General features: G+C 34.9%; 21 protein-coding genes. 5 read left to right on the top strand and 16 right to left on the bottom strand.

The genetic code is table 11. From position 1 onward, the window contains the following. Nucleotides 1-2: 2 nt before the first annotated feature. From DT250_RS05230 to DT250_RS05205, 6 genes are all read right to left on the bottom strand, one after another. On the bottom strand, nucleotides 3-1643 hold the full coding sequence (locus DT250_RS05230; RefSeq protein WP_149212726.1) for a T7SS effector LXG polymorphic toxin: 1641 nt from the start codon (nucleotides 1641-1643) through the stop codon (nucleotides 3-5). Further along, nucleotides 1640-2002 carry a DUF3958 family protein gene (locus DT250_RS05225; protein ID WP_106074912.1) on the bottom strand — a complete coding sequence of 121 codons (363 nt, stop codon included), beginning with the start codon at nucleotides 2000-2002 and terminating at the stop codon, nucleotides 1640-1642. Before DT250_RS05225 ends, DT250_RS05230 begins: the two co-directional genes overlap by 4 nt. 40 nt (nucleotides 2003-2042) lie before the next feature. Further along, a complete protein-coding gene (locus DT250_RS05220; RefSeq protein WP_060487227.1) occupies nucleotides 2043-2318 on the bottom strand; it encodes a TIGR04197 family type VII secretion effector in 276 nt (91 codons plus the stop codon). A gap of 197 nt (nucleotides 2319-2515) precedes the next feature. Further along, on the bottom strand, nucleotides 2516-2809 hold the full coding sequence (locus tag DT250_RS05215; protein ID WP_106101992.1) for a putative quinol monooxygenase: 294 nt from the start codon (nucleotides 2807-2809) through the stop codon (nucleotides 2516-2518). A 44-nt stretch (nucleotides 2810-2853) separates the two neighbouring features. Continuing rightward, complete coding sequence (locus DT250_RS05210) at nucleotides 2854-3492, bottom strand: nitroreductase family protein (RefSeq protein WP_106101993.1); 639 nt, start codon at nucleotides 3490-3492, stop codon at nucleotides 2854-2856. Nucleotides 3493-3510: 18 nt separating this feature from the next. After that, nucleotides 3511-3939, bottom strand: coding sequence for a MarR family winged helix-turn-helix transcriptional regulator (locus DT250_RS05205; protein WP_000204177.1), 429 nt, complete (start codon nucleotides 3937-3939; stop codon nucleotides 3511-3513). 265 nt (nucleotides 3940-4204) lie between these two features. Here DT250_RS05205 and DT250_RS05195 point away from each other — a divergent pair, with 265 nt between their 5' ends. Next, entirely contained in the window at nucleotides 4205-6148 is a 1944-nt protein-coding gene (locus DT250_RS05195; protein WP_149212725.1) for an elongation factor G, read from the top strand. 47 nt (nucleotides 6149-6195) lie between these two features. On the opposite strand, the gene DT250_RS05190 is transcribed toward DT250_RS05195, so the two are convergent. The 4 genes from DT250_RS05190 to DT250_RS05175 form a co-directional block, all read right to left on the bottom strand. Continuing rightward, nucleotides 6196-6840: an alpha/beta hydrolase gene (locus tag DT250_RS05190; RefSeq protein ID WP_149212724.1), complete on the bottom strand. Its 645-nt coding sequence runs from the start codon at nucleotides 6838-6840 to the stop codon at nucleotides 6196-6198. Nucleotides 6841-6861: 21 nt separating this feature from the next. Beyond that, nucleotides 6862-7329, bottom strand: coding sequence for an NUDIX hydrolase (locus tag DT250_RS05185; protein WP_149212723.1), 468 nt, complete (start codon nucleotides 7327-7329; stop codon nucleotides 6862-6864). Nucleotides 7330-7542: 213 nt separating this feature from the next. Next, entirely contained in the window at nucleotides 7543-7974 is a 432-nt protein-coding gene (locus DT250_RS05180) for an SMI1/KNR4 family protein (protein WP_149212722.1), read from the bottom strand. 65 nt (nucleotides 7975-8039) lie between these two features. Continuing rightward, nucleotides 8040-9065: an SDR family oxidoreductase gene (locus DT250_RS05175; RefSeq protein ID WP_149212721.1), complete on the bottom strand. Its 1026-nt coding sequence runs from the start codon at nucleotides 9063-9065 to the stop codon at nucleotides 8040-8042. Between the two features lie 169 nt (nucleotides 9066-9234). On the opposite strand from DT250_RS05175, the gene DT250_RS05170 reads away from it, so the two are divergent. Further along, the gene (locus DT250_RS05170) at nucleotides 9235-9990 is read left to right on the top strand and encodes a CPBP family intramembrane glutamic endopeptidase (RefSeq protein ID WP_149212720.1); all 756 of its coding nucleotides are present in this window, start codon (nucleotides 9235-9237) and stop codon (nucleotides 9988-9990) included. Nucleotides 9991-10173: 183 nt separating this feature from the next. Here the strand turns inward: DT250_RS05170 and DT250_RS05165 are convergent, their stop codons facing one another. The 4 genes from DT250_RS05165 to DT250_RS05150 are packed head-to-tail and all read right to left on the bottom strand — an operon-like array spanning nucleotide 10174 to nucleotide 12968. After that, nucleotides 10174-11115: a serine hydrolase domain-containing protein gene (locus DT250_RS05165; protein WP_149212719.1), complete on the bottom strand. Its 942-nt coding sequence runs from the start codon at nucleotides 11113-11115 to the stop codon at nucleotides 10174-10176. 24 nt (nucleotides 11116-11139) lie between these two features. Next, nucleotides 11140-12030 (bottom strand): AraC family transcriptional regulator, encoded by an 891-nt coding sequence (locus tag DT250_RS05160; protein ID WP_149212718.1) that lies wholly within the window; start codon nucleotides 12028-12030, stop codon nucleotides 11140-11142. A 48-nt stretch (nucleotides 12031-12078) separates the two neighbouring features. Further along, nucleotides 12079-12549 (bottom strand): GNAT family N-acetyltransferase, encoded by a 471-nt coding sequence (locus tag DT250_RS05155; protein ID WP_060487240.1) that lies wholly within the window; start codon nucleotides 12547-12549, stop codon nucleotides 12079-12081. Between the two features lie 17 nt (nucleotides 12550-12566). After that, a complete protein-coding gene (locus DT250_RS05150; protein ID WP_088063851.1) occupies nucleotides 12567-12968 on the bottom strand; it encodes a DUF3980 domain-containing protein in 402 nt (133 codons plus the stop codon). A gap of 96 nt (nucleotides 12969-13064) precedes the next feature. Here DT250_RS05150 and DT250_RS05145 point away from each other — a divergent pair, with 96 nt between their 5' ends. Next, complete coding sequence (locus DT250_RS05145; RefSeq protein WP_149212717.1) at nucleotides 13065-13532, top strand: NUDIX hydrolase; 468 nt, start codon at nucleotides 13065-13067, stop codon at nucleotides 13530-13532. An 18-nt stretch (nucleotides 13533-13550) separates the two neighbouring features. Here the strand turns inward: DT250_RS05145 and DT250_RS05140 are convergent, their stop codons facing one another. After that, complete coding sequence (locus tag DT250_RS05140; RefSeq protein WP_088063852.1) at nucleotides 13551-14462, bottom strand: DMT family transporter; 912 nt, start codon at nucleotides 14460-14462, stop codon at nucleotides 13551-13553. 124 nt (nucleotides 14463-14586) lie between these two features. On the opposite strand from DT250_RS05140, the gene pdxR reads away from it, so the two are divergent. Next, complete coding sequence (pdxR, locus tag DT250_RS05135) at nucleotides 14587-16029, top strand: MocR-like pyridoxine biosynthesis transcription factor PdxR (RefSeq protein ID WP_149212716.1); 1443 nt, start codon at nucleotides 14587-14589, stop codon at nucleotides 16027-16029. A gap of 81 nt (nucleotides 16030-16110) precedes the next feature. Beyond that, nucleotides 16111-16551, top strand: coding sequence for a YaiI/YqxD family protein (locus DT250_RS05130; RefSeq protein ID WP_149212715.1), 441 nt, complete (start codon nucleotides 16111-16113; stop codon nucleotides 16549-16551). A gap of 86 nt (nucleotides 16552-16637) precedes the next feature. On the opposite strand, the gene DT250_RS05125 is transcribed toward DT250_RS05130, so the two are convergent. Then, nucleotides 16638-16952: a DUF3892 domain-containing protein gene (locus DT250_RS05125; RefSeq protein ID WP_149212714.1), complete on the bottom strand. Its 315-nt coding sequence runs from the start codon at nucleotides 16950-16952 to the stop codon at nucleotides 16638-16640. Nucleotides 16953-17012 lie beyond the last annotated feature (60 nt).

The raw sequence follows: 17012 nt of genomic DNA, 5'->3' as shown, positions 1-17012 counted from the left end.
CCTTACTCAATTATTTTCTTCCCAGAAGAATCCAAAATGCTTTTAACCACATTACCATCCTTATCAACATTAATTAGTATATTTTGTACATTTTCAGGATTCAAAAGCATTTCTTCTCGAATTTTATCTGCCATTTCTTCTCCAACAGTTGATTCCAAACGTCTAGAACCATCTATCCATGTTTCGCTCATTTGCTTTCCATCTTTTGTATTTGAAAGTTGCGCAGTATTATACTTAGCCTCCGCTATTACATACTTAGGTGGCGGAGCTGAATTTTCATATACACCGTCTATTCCCTTAACAATTTTTTGATCTAATGTTAATACACGATCATCACTAATTCTAGTATATGTTTGACTTTCAAAAAAGTCATCCATCTTCATTTCACCATAATTCCCTTTACGCTTCGTTGTTTTTAAAGCTACTTCGCCACTTTCTACTGATTCTATTACCGTACGTTGTTGTGCTCTAGCTGCTTCTAATGTTTGGGCTACTTTTCCAGATTCCTTAGCTATTTCACTAGTTTTACCCGTACCCTTAGCAACCCCCGCACTCCCAGACGTTGCTTTCTTCACATCTCCAACCTTTTTTAAATCATGAAGTTTATCAACTATTTTTACACCTTTCCCATATGGAGTCATCATCCCAACTGCTAGGAGTTTTTCACCATAGGTAGCTTCTGGGTCAAAGAGTGTGAAAAGATCACCAAAGAGAAAATCGAATCCAAACTTCGCCAAACCGATTAAAAAAGGATCGAGTTCTGGCCTTCTACCACCGACTGGCTGGCCAAAAATGTTATGCTCCATTTCATAATCATCGGTTTCAACTTGGAAATCCTCACCTATATTCCCTTTTATTGTACCATTTTTAATTCCTTCAAGGTATTTTTGTGTCGCTTGTATCTCTTCTTTTGTAAATCTATTATTGATAGATTGATTTTCGCTGCTTATTCCTTCAATGTCGTTATACACATTGTGCTCTAAATCTACACTTTTTCCAATACCATTGTCAGATTTCCGTATTTTCTCTTCTATAATTATTTGAATTTGCTTTGCCCATTCCATATTTAACTTTTCACTATGAAACGTTCCACTCACAGGACTAAATCCTTTCCCGCTTTGCACTTCAGCGAGTCCGGCTGTGATGCTAGCGGCTAATTGGAGGGCGGTGCTGTAGTTGTTGCTGGATGAATGATTGAATTCATATAGACGCTCTAGTTTTTCTTCTAGTTTTTTTCTCATTGCAATTAAGACTGCAATAATTGCGTCTACTCCAGGCATTGGTGTAAGTACTTCTATTGCTTCTATACTTGCAATGGATTGATTGATTTCTTGTATTTGTTGTCTTATTTCATGTTCGATAACATCTGTTGAAGCAACTTTTGCTTGAAAATCGTTTGGAAATGCTTCATTTTGGCGAATTAATTCTTCACATAAGCATATGATTCCTTGTGCTAATGGCCGAAATGTTTGGACAAGGTAGGCTTTTGCACTACTGTATGTTTGTCCTTGTAATACTGTGTCTATCGCAAAGGCATCAATAGATTGAATGGCTTGTTCCATACTTTGAATCGTAGCATTACATATAGCGTTCATACTTTGAGTTTGACTTTGTACTTCTCCCAAATACATGTTTAAACTCATGTATTGGCCTCCCTTTGTAGTTGCTGCTGTTCATAGGAAAGGTTGTTTTCTTTCTCACTGAGATGCCGTTTTTCTTTAAGCAACGTCTCTTTTTCGTTTTCTAATTCGAATGTAAGTTTTCTTTCATACTGCCCGATCTCTTGCCGCATATTCGTAAAAAAGTGAAATGCTTCTTTGTCACCATACCAAGTTTCTAGTATTCGGTTAAATAAACGATTATTTCTATTTTTCCATTCATGAAAACTAGCCTCAGCTCGTTCTTGATTTTGCAGCGCCATTCGGTTTTCATTTTGTTCTTCAAATATAATTCGTAATTTTTGATTACATTGACTGATTTTCGTTTCAATTTCTTGACTCATCTTTTCTCCCTACCTTTTCCCCTTTACGTAGGCTGTTACATTATTGAAAAGTCTTTTGAAGTCCGGTATCCATTTTCTCAAATTCATTTGCTACGGAATGGATATTATCAATCGTTTGTTGAAAAGCAGCGCAAAATTGTGTCGTGATCTGTAAATTTTGTTGATTTGCTTCTTGTGCTTTAGAGTTCACAGATAGTGTCGTACGCGTTGCCTTATTTATAGAGCGACTAGTAGCACTTTGCATTCGATCTGAAGCATTTCTCATTTTCGTTGCAAGTTGCGTTGCCCTATGCAAATTACTTTGAAATTCTCCCATCACTTACTCCCCTCTACCTTATATTTTCAAGAAAATTATACCATGGAAAAATATTCTAATAAACGAAATGTTCGAATTTAACATACAATTCACCACTATTACTGAACATAATTTCAACATAATTGTGTCAAAAGTAGGTTCTACTTATACAAAAAAGATGACCTCAGCTATACGCTAAAGTCATCTTTTCTGCCTTATTATTTCACTAACTCTCCATTATAAGCTTTTATATCTAATGGAGCAGTTAAAAACTGTGCTGCTTTACTAACGAAAGATGTGAAGTGTTCACTCGTATTATGACCCGCAACTGCCTCTTCATCTTTCCATACTTCTACCATCGTATATACATTTTCTTTTTCTGTATCTTTATAAAGGTCATACGAAATATTTCCACTTTCTTCTCTTGAACTATGAATAAGCGGACGAATTTCTTCTAAAAATGATTGTTGTTTTGCTGGATCTACTTGAAATATTGCGTGAATAATAATCATGGTGTTTCCCCTCTCATATCTCACTTATTTCTGTATTTATAAAATTACTTCCACTCAGCAACTTTTTCAACTGGAAGACGTACTGATTGGTAACCACTGTCAGCAGCTTTTCCGATTGAAATTAACATAACTGGTACGTGACGTTCTTTATCTAATCCGAATGCTTCTGCGATTTGGTCTTTTTCAAATCCACCAATTGGACAAGTATCGTAACCGTGAGCACGAGCTGCTAACATAAATTGCATTGCTACAAGACCACCGTCAATTAGTACTGTATCTTTCATTATTTCTGGTGTAACCATTGAGAAGTAACCAGAAAGTTTTTTCATTTGATCTTCTTTTACTTCTGCTGGCATTAAACCGCGCTCTACTGCTGTACCGTAAATTTCTTCTGCGTTATCAAAGTTGTTTAAGTCACCAAATACAGCAATCATCGCTGAAGATGTTTCTACTTGAGATTGATTAAATTTCGCAAGTGGAGCAAGTGTTGCTTTTGCTTCGTCACTTTCAATCACAAGGAATCTCCATGGCTGCATATTTACTGAAGATGGTGCAAGTGTTGCTTCTGTAAGAATTTCAGTCATTTCTTCTTTGCTAATTTTCACTGAAGGATCGTACTTACGAATTGAACGGCGGCCTGTTAAAATTTCGTTAAAGTTATTTGTTTTTACTGAGTTAGTCATAGTTGAAGTCTCCCTTTTTTATAATTCTTTTATATTTTCTTGAATGTGATTTAACATATTTAAAAGATTATCGCGTTCTTCCTCACTTAATCCTTTAAATGCAGATGCTGCAAAACGTTCTTTTTCCTCTTGAAACGCCTGAATTTTATTTCGTCCCTCTTCAGTTAGAGAAACTAACGTAATTCTGTTATCTTCTGGATTTTTACGTCTTACTATCATTTCATTTGCCTCAAGCTGCTTTAAATGCCTTGTTATCGCAGCATTATCAATATTCACTTCTTGTTGAAGTGCTTTTTGACTAATTTCACCTACTTCATATAACTGAAGTATAAGCTCTAATCGAGACTGGCTCATACCCGTACACCCTTCAAACTTCGAACTTACTTCTTTATTTAGAAAGTGTAATTTATATAAAATAATCGCTTCTTTTGAGCATGAACTTGTCATATTAACCCTCCTTTACATCCAAATCAAAATCGTTTGATGTATCAATAGTTGATATGTCAATTAATATAATCTATATCGATTTAGAATGCAAGCATTTTGTTTTCATTTATATTTTTTCCAAATTAAGGCGCTTTGTCGCGTTACAAATAATGTTAATTGCACTATAATAGTACTAATTTAAATGACTGGAGAGTGATTGTAATGCGGCAATACACAAATAGAAATGAGGAAATAAAAATGGAAAATGAAATGAGGATATTCACATATGACAACAATAAATATAGGGATTGTCGCGCATGTAGACGCTGGCAAGACGAGTTTGACTGAGCGTATTCTTTATGAAACGAATGTGATTAAAGAAATTGGCCGAGTTGATAGTGGAAGTACACAAACTGACTCAATGGAATTAGAAAGACAACGCGGCATTACGATTAAAGCATCTGTCGTTTCTTTCTTTATTGATGATGTAAAAGTAAATGTCATTGATACACCTGGACACGCTGATTTTATCGCTGAAGTGGAGCGATCATTCCGCGTTTTAGACGGTGCGATTTTAGTTATCTCTGCTGTTGAAGGTGTGCAAGCACAAACAAAAATTTTAATGCGCACATTACAGAAACTAAACATACCAACCATATTATTCGTAAATAAAATTGATCGTAGTGGCGCAAATACTGAAAAAGTTGTAAAGCAAATAAAAACGATTCTTTCAAATGAAGCATTCCCCTTCTACTCTGTGCAAAACGAAGGAACAAAGGAAGCTCGTATTATTGAATATAAATCATATGACGATTGTATTGAACGATTAGCACCTTATAATGAATCATTACTTGAGTCATATGTAAATAACGAAATCGTAACGGACACACTATTAAGAGAAGAACTAGAAAAACAAATACAGCAAGCAAATGTGTATCCAATCTTTTTCGGTTCAGCAATGACAGGTATAGGAGTAACGGAACTACTTGAAAAACTTCCAGCCCTAATTCCAGCCAATACATCGGTACAAGATGAAACATTATCCAGTATTGTTTTTAAAATTGAACGTGAACCTTCTGGGGAAAAGATTGCATATGTAAGAGTTTTTTCTGGTCATTTACACGTTAGAAAATATGTTCATATACAACGTAGTAAATCTCTAGCACATAAAGAAAAGATTAAGAAATTATGTGTATTTCATAACGGAGATGCTATTCAAACTGCTATCGTTCCAAGCGGAGAATTTTGCAAAGTGTGGGGGCTAAGTGATATTAAAATTGGTGATATTATTGGTGAACGAACGGATTATATAAAAGACATTCACTTTGCCGAACCACAAATGGAAGCTGCTATTGAAGCAGTACCAAAAGAACGAATTCATGATTTATACGCTGCACTTATGGAACTATGTGAAGAAGATCCGCTCATTAAAGTGTGGAAAGATGATATTCATCATGAACTATACATTCGCCTTTTCGGTGAAGTACAAAAAGAAGTGATTGAAACAACACTTTATGATAAATATAATTTGCAGGTTACTTTCTCAAATACGCGAGTTGTATGTATTGAGAAACCAATTGGCATAGGTAATAGCGTTGAAGTAATGGGCGAAAAAGCGAATCCATTTTACGCAACAATTGGTTTTAAAATTGAACGTGGTGAGCTTAACTCTGGCATAACATATAAGTTAGATGTTGAACTTGGATCATTGCCATTAGCATTTCATAAAGCAATTGAAGATACTGTATTTCAAACGTTAAAACAAGGTTTGTACGGATGGGAAGTTACGGACATTATCGTCACGTTAACACATACTGGTTATGCTAGTCCTGTTACAACAGCGAGTGACTTTAGAAACTTAACACCGCTCGTATTAATGGATGCTTTAAAGCAAGCTGAAACATATGTATATGAACCAGTAAACGAGTTTGAATTAACTGTACCGGAGCAAGCAATTAGTACCGCAATGTATAAACTTGCTGCCATTCCAGCAACTTTTAGAGAACCTATATTAAGTAATAACTCTTACCAGTTAACTGGATCTTTACCTGTTGCGAAAACAGAGAATTTTAAACGCATGCTCCATTCCTTTACAGAAGGAGAAAGTATCTTTACAACGAAACCATCTGGTTACACAAAACTGAAGGCTCTCTTCCCTACTCGTAAACGTGTTGATTATAATCCACTGAATCGTAAGGATTATTTGCTTCATGTGCTTAGGGCTTATTAAGTAAAAAAGAGGTGCAAATTGCACCTCTTTTTGCATGTATTGATAAGTTAGTTTGTCCTAACAACTTCTTTAAGCTTTTCTATTATTGTTGCTATTGCTTCGATTGAATTCTCGGTTTCATATTCTCCAACATTTAAAGAATGATTTGCGTTTTTAACAACATCGATTTTTAAATTTATTTTATACAACTGATCAATTTGATCTGCATCGTATTGGTGATCTTTATCCCCAATTACTAAAAGCCCTTCGTGTTGACTATGTAAGATGGAATCGAAAATGGAATCAAAAGTTAGTAAAGGTGTAAGTACTATCATTTTTGACTGTAAAAATTCTTCTCTCTTCATTACATCATTTGCAATCGGTATTGTTCCGAGTGACTTCCCTAAAAACATCGTATGATTGTATTGCTCACCTTTTAATACTTCCTTCATTACAGGATTAATATCATCCATCATTACTTTCGTTATTTCTTCCATTGATTTATTCATTACCTGTTCGTCATAAGAATAATGAATATGTACTACATCTATTTTATTTTCAAGCATAAGCATCGTTGCATAATAAAATAACGGCTTATCGTAATTGTATCCTGAACCTGAGAACATAAAGCAAACCGTACTAGAACCTTTTTCGATATGTGTGTAATGAATTACTTTGTCATTTATATGTATCTCTTTTTTAATCCCCTTCACCGTTTTCCCCTCCAAATACGTTTATTTTCGTAAAACAATATGTTCTGTATGGACTGTTATATCCTTTACTTTCTCTTTTATAAATGCAGGCTGTAAGTTATATGTATGCAGTTCTTCTACTGGCACCCATCTAAACAAATACGTTCTACCCTCTTCTTCCAAAATATATTGATCCGCTCCATTCGCAGGTAACTCATGTAGCTCTACTTCATAGTAGAAACTAATTTCATGAAACTTCCGCTCAGAAAGTGTAAAGAAATTTTCTACCGACCATATTAATTTCTTCACCTCAATAGGAACAGCTAACTCTTCAGCAAGCTCTCGTTTTAACGCATCTTCACTATTTTCTAACATTTTCACTCTTCCGCCTGGTACGTACCAAAAATCTTCACCGTCACCTTGCAGAATAAGTATTTTATTATCCTGTTTACAAATTGCTCCAACGCGGTAATTAAAACATGTTTCCTCAACTTTGAACGTAAGATCCACAACGATTGCCTCCTATATTTCATTTAAAAATCGCTATAAAACTATTATTTATCGTACAAATAAGATTACTAAATTTTCCTAGTTTGTTCAATGTTTTTTCAATTTTACGAATCTTTTCATCAGCAACAATACATATGCATATATTACAATAATAGTACACGCGAAAAACGCCTTGTTTCTTTAATAACAAAGCGTTTTTTCTTGATACTATATTTAAATTGTTATCTCCCCACTCTCCCACCACTCCATGAAAGTTTTTAAAGAAGGAGCAACCCAAGTTCTACTATCATTTTCATGATTCCATACATATATATCATCTCTTTGCACTATTCCATTCAAAATGGAATAACCAAACAAATCACCATTTCCACCATCAGCGAAAAACAATAAACAGTCAAAAGGCATATATAAATCCTTGAAATCAACTATATTTCTCATATTCATATTTTCAGTTTTAATTTTTGAAGCAGACCATATAAAGTCCCCGTATTCACCTTCTACACCGTTTGTTTCCTGTAATAATTGATATAAATCATTCGGTAACTCCACATGTAAACATTTTTGTATATCAGTAACTTCATCCTTCGTAGCTGGTTTTTTCAAACTTAAGTTTAGTGAGATACTGTGAATTGTGTTTTTCCACATAGCTTTTTATCCTTCCTTCCATCGCTTATGTTCAATCATGTATAGACAAAAAGGCTCTGCTCAATTTATTGATACCACTTTTCTAACAACCTCTTCTCCCTCTCGCCTGAAATACCTGCTTTTAATTCCCATTCATCCACACTCTTCATCCACTCAAACACGTCTGTAACTGTATGTTCTAACCTTCTAAAAGTAAGTCCTTCTTTAACAGCACTCTCAATACTAATAGAAAAACCACCTTTCCACGGCTTCGTCTCACCTTCTAATGAAAAAGTTTCTGGAAGCCATAGTGGCATCTCTGTCCAAGGCTGCACTTTATGTTCATTCATAAACGATTCATCTACCCAAACGAATGCAGCATCACTATTCGTAACCTTTTTACAAGTATTTAATAGCTCTTCCATCGTCAATTCATAACTTGGACCTGTTACATTGAATGTACCTGCTTTATTGTTTTCTGCCATGTTTAGTCCCCAGTTTGCCACGTCTTTTATATCAACTATCTGCACTGGACGGTCTTTTCTTCCTGGAACTAACACTTCTCCTCCCTTTGCTACACGCCCAATCCAGTATGGAAGCCGATCTGTATAATCAAACATCCCTGAAAGAAGTCCTGCTCTTACGTGTAAAACACGCCCTGGCCAATACTTCTCTGCTTCTTTTTCACACAATACTTTCAGCGCACCGTAATACTCATAAGGAGAAACTTCACCATTTTCCACAGCCTTTATTTGATCACCCGTTGGTTCAGGTTGTAATATATAATCTTCTTTTATATGATGCGGAATCCAATCTTTATATACGGAAAGACTTGAAATGAATATATAATGTTTTATATTATCCCGTAAGGCTTCTCCAACATTCCTAATGTGATGCGGAGAAAATCCACACGTATCTACGGCAACGTCCCATTCTCGATTTTCTAAACTTGAAACATCATCATTTCTGTCACCGATTAACTGCTCTACTTCTGGAAAAACTTCTTTATTCGTTCCGCGATTAAATAATGTAACTTCATGCCCTCTTTTTAAAGCCTCTTCTACAAAAGCTCTTCCTAAAAATCGTGTACCACCTAGAATTAACATCTTCATGGTTCTCCCCCATTCGTGATTGAAAATCCTTTCTTTTGTTAAACGATTTTTTGCTATGGAAAGTTACGGGGTTGGTCTAACTTTTTCTACAAGTTCAACATATGTAATTTCCATTTCATATATAATTAAAATATCGGATATTTGATTAATCACTTATACATGTAAGTAGGTGAACAATATTAATAGAAACATAGTTTACCATTCAACATTTTGTATTTATTGCCTCACATCTCTTGTATATATTATCTTACTGAACATAGAAAATGGTCGTAATTATTTAGGATTTACGATGGGCATTCCGCTTTTAGCTGCTATTTTATATCAAAAATTATATAAGAAACAAAAAATAGTTCATACATTTGAAATTTCACGTCCAAAAATAAGAACTTTAATTTTCTCCATTTTATTCCCAATAATTCTAGGGCTATGTCTACATTTCTATTTTTATATTTATAATATAAAATTCTTATTTAATCATTATAATGAATTGGGACTTCTCCTACTCATTGGCCTTACAATTGCTGCTTTATCTGCATTTTTAGAAGAAATCATATGGCGTGGAAATTTCCATTACCATTTACGAAAAAAATATTCATTAAAACAAACAGCAATCATTACTGCATCACTTTGGTCTTTATGGCATTTACCAGTATCAATCTTTTATAAAAACTATGAATTATGGTTTGTAGGAATATTAAGCTATCTCTCGTTATTATTTATTTTATCTATAATTTTGACGTATACGAGAGAGTATAGCCGTTCTGTGATAACACCTGCAATTTTACATGGCATGTTCAATGTATTTTATTTAACAGATGGAGTAGAAACAAAATGGGATATTAGCCTAATGGAATTAATTAAATTTATCTTGCTGGTAATTGTGTTTGGCATGATGTATCTAATACATCAAAAAGTTAAAAAATAGTTAAGAGTACCTAAACAAATTATAAAGTACTTCAACACCTTGCAATTATTCAATAATCGTATAGGTGTTGAAGTTTTCTAGCCTTAGTTGAACAACTTGGTTAATACAACACTTTTTTCTATCATGAAGAACAAAACAAGTTTAACTAAACCTTTCATTCTTATTCTTATAAAAATAACCATATTAATCGTTTAAATAAGGAAATATAGACTCTTTAATTAACTTCCATCTATCTCCCACATTCGCCATAATTTCAGAAGCGATCACCACCACCAATTCCTTCTCCGGAATACAACAAATCACATTCCCACCATCGCCCATTGCACAGTATGAAAAGATTCCATCTTTTTCTCGTAACCACCATAAGTAACCATATTGATTTTGGTCCATTTCTGTCGATTCTTTTATCCATGATTTTGATAGTATTTGTTTTCCATTATGAATACCTTCATTCAAATACAACTGTCCAAACTTAGCCATATCTTTAACTGTTAACGTTAGTCCCCAGCCCCCCGTCGAAATACCATTTGGATCATGAACCCATCCCTTTACATCTTTTCCGAATAAGTCATCGAATCCAAATGCTTTCATATTGTAGTTTGGAATTTCTCTCATGCCGAGTGGCTGAAATAAGTATTCATTCGCAAATTCACGAGCACTTTTTCCTGTTGCGCTCGTTATGATTGCTGATAGTACATGAGCTCCTGCAGATGAGTATTTAAAAGATCCGATTTCTCCGCCTTGTCCAATTCTATTTAACGTATATTCTATCCAATCCTTTTGTTTACATAATTCTTCTAGCGGTTCCTGCCAATCTGCATAAGGGTATGGAGCTGTCATAGTAAGTAGATGCCGCACTGTTATTTCAGATGAATTACAATTATATTCTGGGAAAAATTCTATTACTTTTTGATCAACACTTTTTAAATATCCTTTATCTACACATATCCCTATTAGCGCAGAAACAATCGTTTTTGTGACTGACGCTACATGAAACGCATTATTTGGAATGTAACCATTATAATAATTTTCAAAAACAACATTCTCTCTCTGCACTACTAACATACCATTAGTATTTTCATATTCTTCTTTTATAATCTGATCTAACTTTTCAGCAGTTTTCATTATTCATTCCCCTTTAACCCATGATTAAAAAGGTTCGATAGGTACATATATATCAACTATATGTTTATTTTCTGGGTGCTGCCTTGGGTCATTTTTATACATTTCAAAAGGATATGAATCTCTCGGTTTATATCCGCTATTGGGAAGCCACTCACCGTATAAGAAATCCCATGCTCCTTTATATTCATCTTGGAATATTTCAAAATGACCTACCGCATACTTTCCAGAAGGTATTACCATTATTCCAATATCGCTCGTTTCTACTGCGGATTCATCCGGAATTGTTATACATAAACTAGTTCTTAAATGGTTGTCCTCAGTAAATTCATGATGGTCGTGGTAAATGGTTAATACTTTCGTATTCTCAAATACATAATACTTTTCCTCCGCTGCGTAATGAAATAATTTCTCTATCATTTTTGGAAAAGCTATCGTTAACTCTTCATATGTACCGATATGTCTTATGTATGCGACGTTTATATTATCCACTGTTACAATTTCAACATTTCCTCGAACCTTCTTACACTCATTGTATTGAGAAGCTCTCCTTACGTCTTTGCAATTCTTGCTATTATCGTTTCGATATTGCGACGGACTTACTCCGTAATAATTTTTAAATGTACGGGAGAAAACTGCGGAATCTGTAAATCCGAAGTGATACGCAATATGTGTAATTGTCATATCCAAACGGTATGTAAGTAAATTTGTTGCTCTTTCTAATTTTAATCGGTTTACATACCGTGATAATGGCTCCTCTACTATCCCCTTAAAAATACGATGAAAATGAAACTTTGAAAATCCTGCTACATCCGCCAGCTCTTCAATTGAAAGTGAATCATCTATGTGTGATTCTATATAATCTTGTACTTTGTAAATGCGTCGTATGTATTCATTTCTACTTTGTTTACTCTCCATATTATTATCTCCTCACAACAAAAAGGCTAACGTTAAGCTAGCCTACTTTTATACATTTTTTAAAAATAATACTCTACTACCGCCGTTCCCATCATAATTTGTATGTACCGATACACCCTCTACCTCATCATCCCCAGCCTCAATTCGAAAACCGATTTCTTGATGAAACTGTATCGACTTTTTGTTAATTGGTGACGTAATTGCTTTTACAACTTTACGGTTATTTGCACGAGCGGCATCAAAGAAATAAGAATACAATGTCGATGCGATTCCTCTTCTTCTATACTTCGGATTTACACCGATAAAATGAACGTATGCTTCATCTTTATATGTTTGTGAAAAAAATCCACATAAAAAACCTAACGTCTCGCCATCTTCTTCAATGATAAAACTCGTTTCTTGAAAATGAACGAAGAACAGTTTTGGCAACATAGCAGACATATCTCTCCCGCCCCACCAATCATTTAAAACAGAATTAATCTTTACATAATCTTCCCCTTGGATGTTTCTAACTCGCATATGTTTCTCCCTCTCACTCACTTCATTTTTTCATATATTTTAATGACTGTTTCTACTAATAGGATGAATACCCATATCCCGCAAAATACAAGAACAGACTGGAATATCAATCCAATTATCATAACACCAACTGCACCTGTTATTGAAAAGGATATTCCACCAAGCCCTGGATCCTGTATAAATGCTCCAGCAGAAAAAGGGGTTATAATAGATACTATTAAATAAATAACACTCATTATTTTTAATATTTTTATAGAAAGATACGAAGTTTTTTCTTGCTCCACTTGTGATAATTCGATTTCCCCGCTCTCAATTCCTTTTTGAAGACAATCTTCACATAAAAATTCTTCCTTAATTTTTTTACCACCGTGCAGCGTACCTGTTATCTCTTTACACCTTGAACATTTTCGATTTATCATGTTGTTACCACTCCAATCTATTAAGATTATACTTATACCATTCTTTATTTACCTTAATATCTCTTTTATGTATTTTATAGAGAAAGGTCGTGTTTTATGATTTCAAAACTTACGTTTGGCTTGAAAAAATCTACAGCTCATTATGTATTAAGACCTAGTTGTTATGCGATTATTTTCCATTCATCTTCTTCAATGATTGCTGTTATCCAAAAAGGAGACCGTTACTTTTTACCTGGTGGTGGTATGGAAGGTAATGAAACAAAAGAAGAGTGTTTGCACCGTGAACTACTAGAGGAATTAGGATGGGCAATTGAAATTAATCAATATATCGGTAATGCGGCTCGATATTTTTATGCAGAAAAGGAAGATATATATTATTTAAATGACGGGTTCTTTTATATTGCGAACATGGTGCAGAAACAAACTGAAAACTGTGAGGATGATCATGTTCTAAGGTGGATGTCTCCTTTACTTGCTGTCGAACTTCTCCTTCACGATCATCAAAAATGGGCCGTTGAACAAACCCTTTTATTACGAAAACAAAAAGGATCTCCTTCTATATGAAAGAGATCCTTTTTACTGTTAACTTACTTTTTTCAAATTGAGAGCTGGCTTTTTCATTCCGCCTTTTTTTACAACATATAGACCCACAAAGATAATAAGTCCGCCAACGAGTTGCATCATATTAATTTGCTCCCCAATTGTTACTGCTGCAAAGATAACTGCGAATAATGGTACGAGATACATATAAACCATTACTTTTGTTGAACCTATTTGACTAATACCGACATACCACATTGCTAGTCCGAAGATGGTTGCAAAGATGATTGAATATGCTAGTGATCCCCAGCTTGGCGTATCTACTGGCCACGTTAAAGAATTTACGTTGAATAAACAGTATATAACAAGTGGTACTATCCCAATTAAAGTAGACCATGATGTGACTCTCATTGCGGAGTATTTTGTAATAAGAGGTTGCGCTAATATTGGATACCATCCCCACGCAATTGCTGCGACTAATCCAATTACATTTCCGAGCCACGCATATTCATAAGTAGCTCCTCCTGTATGTCCTGTTAATAAAACGAATGCTGCACCAATAAACGCTATTATTGAACCAATTTGTACTTTCATCGAAAAACGTTCTTGTTTGTGTAATACTGCTAATATCCCTGTAAATATAGGTGACATCGCAATTAATAATGAGGCGTTCGTTGCTGAAGTATATTTCACAGATAGCATAAACATCGTTTGATACATCGCCGTACCAACAATACCGACTGCTACTAATCGTAACCAATCTTTTCTTTCAATACGTAATGAACGTTCCATCATAAATGTAATAAGTAATAATACCGGAGATGCTACTAAAAATCGTAAACTATTAAATTGAATGGATGACATATATGCCACGCCATATTTTCCAATTGTATAATTTGCTCCCCATACTAATGCTACTGATACTAGGAGCCATTCCATTTGCCATCGTTTCATCCGAATCTCCCCTTCCATATTTAGCATAGTAAAATTGGCTGGATATAACACCGTCCAATTGGCTGTTTTTTTACCCAGCCAATTTGTTATACTTGATGTAGTTAAGAGATACGGAGGCGTTTGTATGGAATGGAAGCTAGATAACGACAGTAAAATCCCTATTTATCAGCAAGTTGTTGACTTTATTGAAAAGCGTATTACATACGGAGAACTTCCACCTGGTAGCTTCCTCCCTTCTGAACGGAAATTAGCTATGCAGTTAAATGTAAACCGAAGTACGGTAACGACTGCTTATAATGAACTACGTGCTATGGGGATTGTGGAAAGTACGACTGGTAAAGGGACACGTGTAAGTACACATATGTGGGGCGTTTCTCCAACATTAACGCCGAATTGGAGAAATTTCGTAGAAGGTGGCACTTTTTTACCAAACTTGCCGTTACTTCGCCATATTCGGGCGGAAGTACAACAAAATGAAAACATTATAGATTTTGCAAATGGAGAGCTCGGTTGTAACCTCTATCCTCACGATCAACTACAAACGATTTTACGAGAACAACCGTTAACGCATTCATTAAGTTACGATCATCCGCAAGGCTATCTTCCGCTAAGACAAGCGGTCGTAAAATATATGAAGGAATATTTAAAAGTTGAAGCGACTGAACAATCCATTATGATTACATCTGGCGCACAGCAAGCACTTCACCTTATCGTTCAATGTTTATTAAATCCCGGTGATGCAGTTGCTTTCGAAAGTCCTTCACACTGTTATTCCTTACCGTTATTCCAATCAGCAGGTATTCGTATTTTCCCGTTACCTGTCGATGAACACGGTATTAATCCAGATGATGTGCAAGAGTTATATAGAAAACATCGTATTAAAATGATCTTTTTAAATCCAAATTTCCAAAATCCTACAGGAACAATGCTGCATCCAAACCGTAGAAAAAAACTGTTATCACTTTGCGCAGATTTACGAATTGCGATTGTTGAGGATGATCCATCTAGTTTACTTACTCTAGACAAGAAACAACCTTGCCCTACTTTGAAATCGATTGATGAAAATGGAACTGTCATTTATGTACATTCCTTATCTAAAATGATTGCACCAGGCTTACGAGTTGGCTGGCTTGTCGCTCCGCAGTCTGTAGTAGAAAGGCTATCAGATGCAAGGCACCAAATGGAATTAGGTATGAGCATTTTCCCGCAGTGGCTTATGCAACAATTTTTTGAAACTGTACCATTTCAGTCTCATATCGTACAGTTACGAAAACAATTAGCAGAAAAAAGAGACGTTATCGTTCGCGCCTTAAATGAGCAACTTCACGATAAAATCTCTTTTTCAAACCCGAACGGCGGTATATACATATGGGGAAAATTAAAAGAACCGATAAACGAAAAACAACTTATTATGCAAAGTTTAAAACAAGAAATCACATTTATGCCTGGGAGTATTTTCGGCGCGAAAGATGGTTATATTCGTTTATCTTATGGAAAAGTGGATATTAATCAAATTGAGGAGGGTATTTCTCGTTTGCGTGAGGCTATTTTAGTTTGTGGAAAATAATTTTTAATAAAGCTTTCTCGTTTGACAAAAGAAAAATCTACCATTATCATCAACTCGAACCTATTTTTAGGAGTGATAAAAATGAACATTTACGTTGATGCAGATGCTTGTCCTGTAAAAGATGTAATTATTTTAGAAGCTACGAATGTTGAAATCCCTGTAACCCTCGTTACTAGTTTTTCTCATTATTCTAATGCTCAGCAGCCTAAAGGTGTGGAAACAATTTATGTTGATTCCGGAGCAGATGCTGCAGATTACCGAATTATGCAATTAGCTCAAAAAGAAGATTTAATAGTAACACAAGATTACGGTCTTGCTTCGCTCGCTTTAGCAAAAGGCTGTATCGTGCTACACCATAAAGGCTATAAGTATACGAATGATAACATTGAACAATTGTTACAAACACGGTATTTAAGTGCAATGGTTCGAAAAAGCGGTAAGCGTACAAAGGGACCAAAACCATTTACAGCAGAAGATAAAGAGAAATTTAGAGCGCTCTTTAAAAGTATGATTGCACTTTAAAAATGAACCGTCTATTTGCAAGGAAAACTTCGCAAAACAAAGAAGAGAATATCGAAATGAACATTCTCTTCTTGAGGTTTACCCTTTTAAAATGAAGGTAAATTATCTAAGTTATTTTCCTTTATTCCATCAGGTTCACTACGTATAATATCTCTACCATACTTATGAAATACGTCCACATGAGCTAACTTCCCTGATTTCGCTTCACTAAGTGCAGCCATATAATCTAACTCTCTTCCGCTACTTGTTTTAAACGCTATTAAATCCCCATCATCATTTTTACGAACGGCAACAATTTGTTCTGCTCCTGAATTGACTTCATGGTCTACTTCAAATTGAGCTTGCTCTTCTCCTTGATGTAAGTATTCATTATAAACTTTTTCAAAGTCTTTTTCGTCCATAACATTCACCTCCAACACATTTTATTAGTATGGTTGGGAGATGGTGGTTTTATGTAATTT

It is taken from the genome of Bacillus sp. AR2-1, assembly GCF_008368755.1.
In the GTDB taxonomy this organism is placed as follows: Bacteria; Bacillota; Bacilli; order Bacillales; family Bacillaceae_G; genus Bacillus_A; species Bacillus_A wiedmannii.
The sequence above is the reverse complement of the archived record's forward strand: the minus strand, read 5'-3'. Positions and strand labels throughout refer to the sequence as shown.

Bases quoted from the DNA above. Each gene is read 5' to 3' on its own strand.
- DT250_RS05130 (WP_149212715.1), top strand. From the start codon at position 16,111: ATGAACATTTACGTTGATGCAGATGCTTGTCCTGTAAAAGATGTAATT.
- DT250_RS05225 (WP_106074912.1), bottom strand. From the start codon at position 2,002: ATGAGTCAAGAAATTGAAACGAAAATCAGTCAATGTAATCAAAAATTA.
- DT250_RS05175 (WP_149212721.1), bottom strand. From the start codon at position 9,065: ATGAAGATGTTAATTCTAGGTGGTACACGATTTTTAGGAAGAGCTTTT.
- DT250_RS05160 (WP_149212718.1), bottom strand. From the start codon at position 12,030: ATGGAGAGTAAACAAAGTAGAAATGAATACATACGACGCATTTACAAA.
- DT250_RS05145 (WP_149212717.1), top strand. From the start codon at position 13,065: ATGATTTCAAAACTTACGTTTGGCTTGAAAAAATCTACAGCTCATTAT.
- DT250_RS05165 (WP_149212719.1), bottom strand. From the start codon at position 11,115: ATGAAAACTGCTGAAAAGTTAGATCAGATTATAAAAGAAGAATATGAA.
- DT250_RS05155 (WP_060487240.1), bottom strand. From the start codon at position 12,549: ATGCGAGTTAGAAACATCCAAGGGGAAGATTATGTAAAGATTAATTCT.
- DT250_RS05180 (WP_149212722.1), bottom strand. From the start codon at position 7,974: ATGTGGAAAAACACAATTCACAGTATCTCACTAAACTTAAGTTTGAAA.
- DT250_RS05195 (WP_149212725.1), top strand. From the start codon at position 4,205: ATGACAACAATAAATATAGGGATTGTCGCGCATGTAGACGCTGGCAAG.
- DT250_RS05220 (WP_060487227.1), bottom strand. From the start codon at position 2,318: ATGGGAGAATTTCAAAGTAATTTGCATAGGGCAACGCAACTTGCAACG.
- DT250_RS05215 (WP_106101992.1), bottom strand. From the start codon at position 2,809: ATGATTATTATTCACGCAATATTTCAAGTAGATCCAGCAAAACAACAA.
- DT250_RS05230 (WP_149212726.1), bottom strand. From the start codon at position 1,643: ATGAGTTTAAACATGTATTTGGGAGAAGTACAAAGTCAAACTCAAAGT.
- DT250_RS05210 (WP_106101993.1), bottom strand. From the start codon at position 3,492: ATGACTAACTCAGTAAAAACAAATAACTTTAACGAAATTTTAACAGGC.
- pdxR (WP_149212716.1), top strand. From the start codon at position 14,587: ATGGAATGGAAGCTAGATAACGACAGTAAAATCCCTATTTATCAGCAA.
- DT250_RS05150 (WP_088063851.1), bottom strand. From the start codon at position 12,968: ATGATAAATCGAAAATGTTCAAGGTGTAAAGAGATAACAGGTACGCTG.
- DT250_RS05205 (WP_000204177.1), bottom strand. From the start codon at position 3,939: ATGACAAGTTCATGCTCAAAAGAAGCGATTATTTTATATAAATTACAC.
- DT250_RS05125 (WP_149212714.1), bottom strand. From the start codon at position 16,952: ATGGACGAAAAAGACTTTGAAAAAGTTTATAATGAATACTTACATCAA.
- DT250_RS05140 (WP_088063852.1), bottom strand. From the start codon at position 14,462: ATGAAACGATGGCAAATGGAATGGCTCCTAGTATCAGTAGCATTAGTA.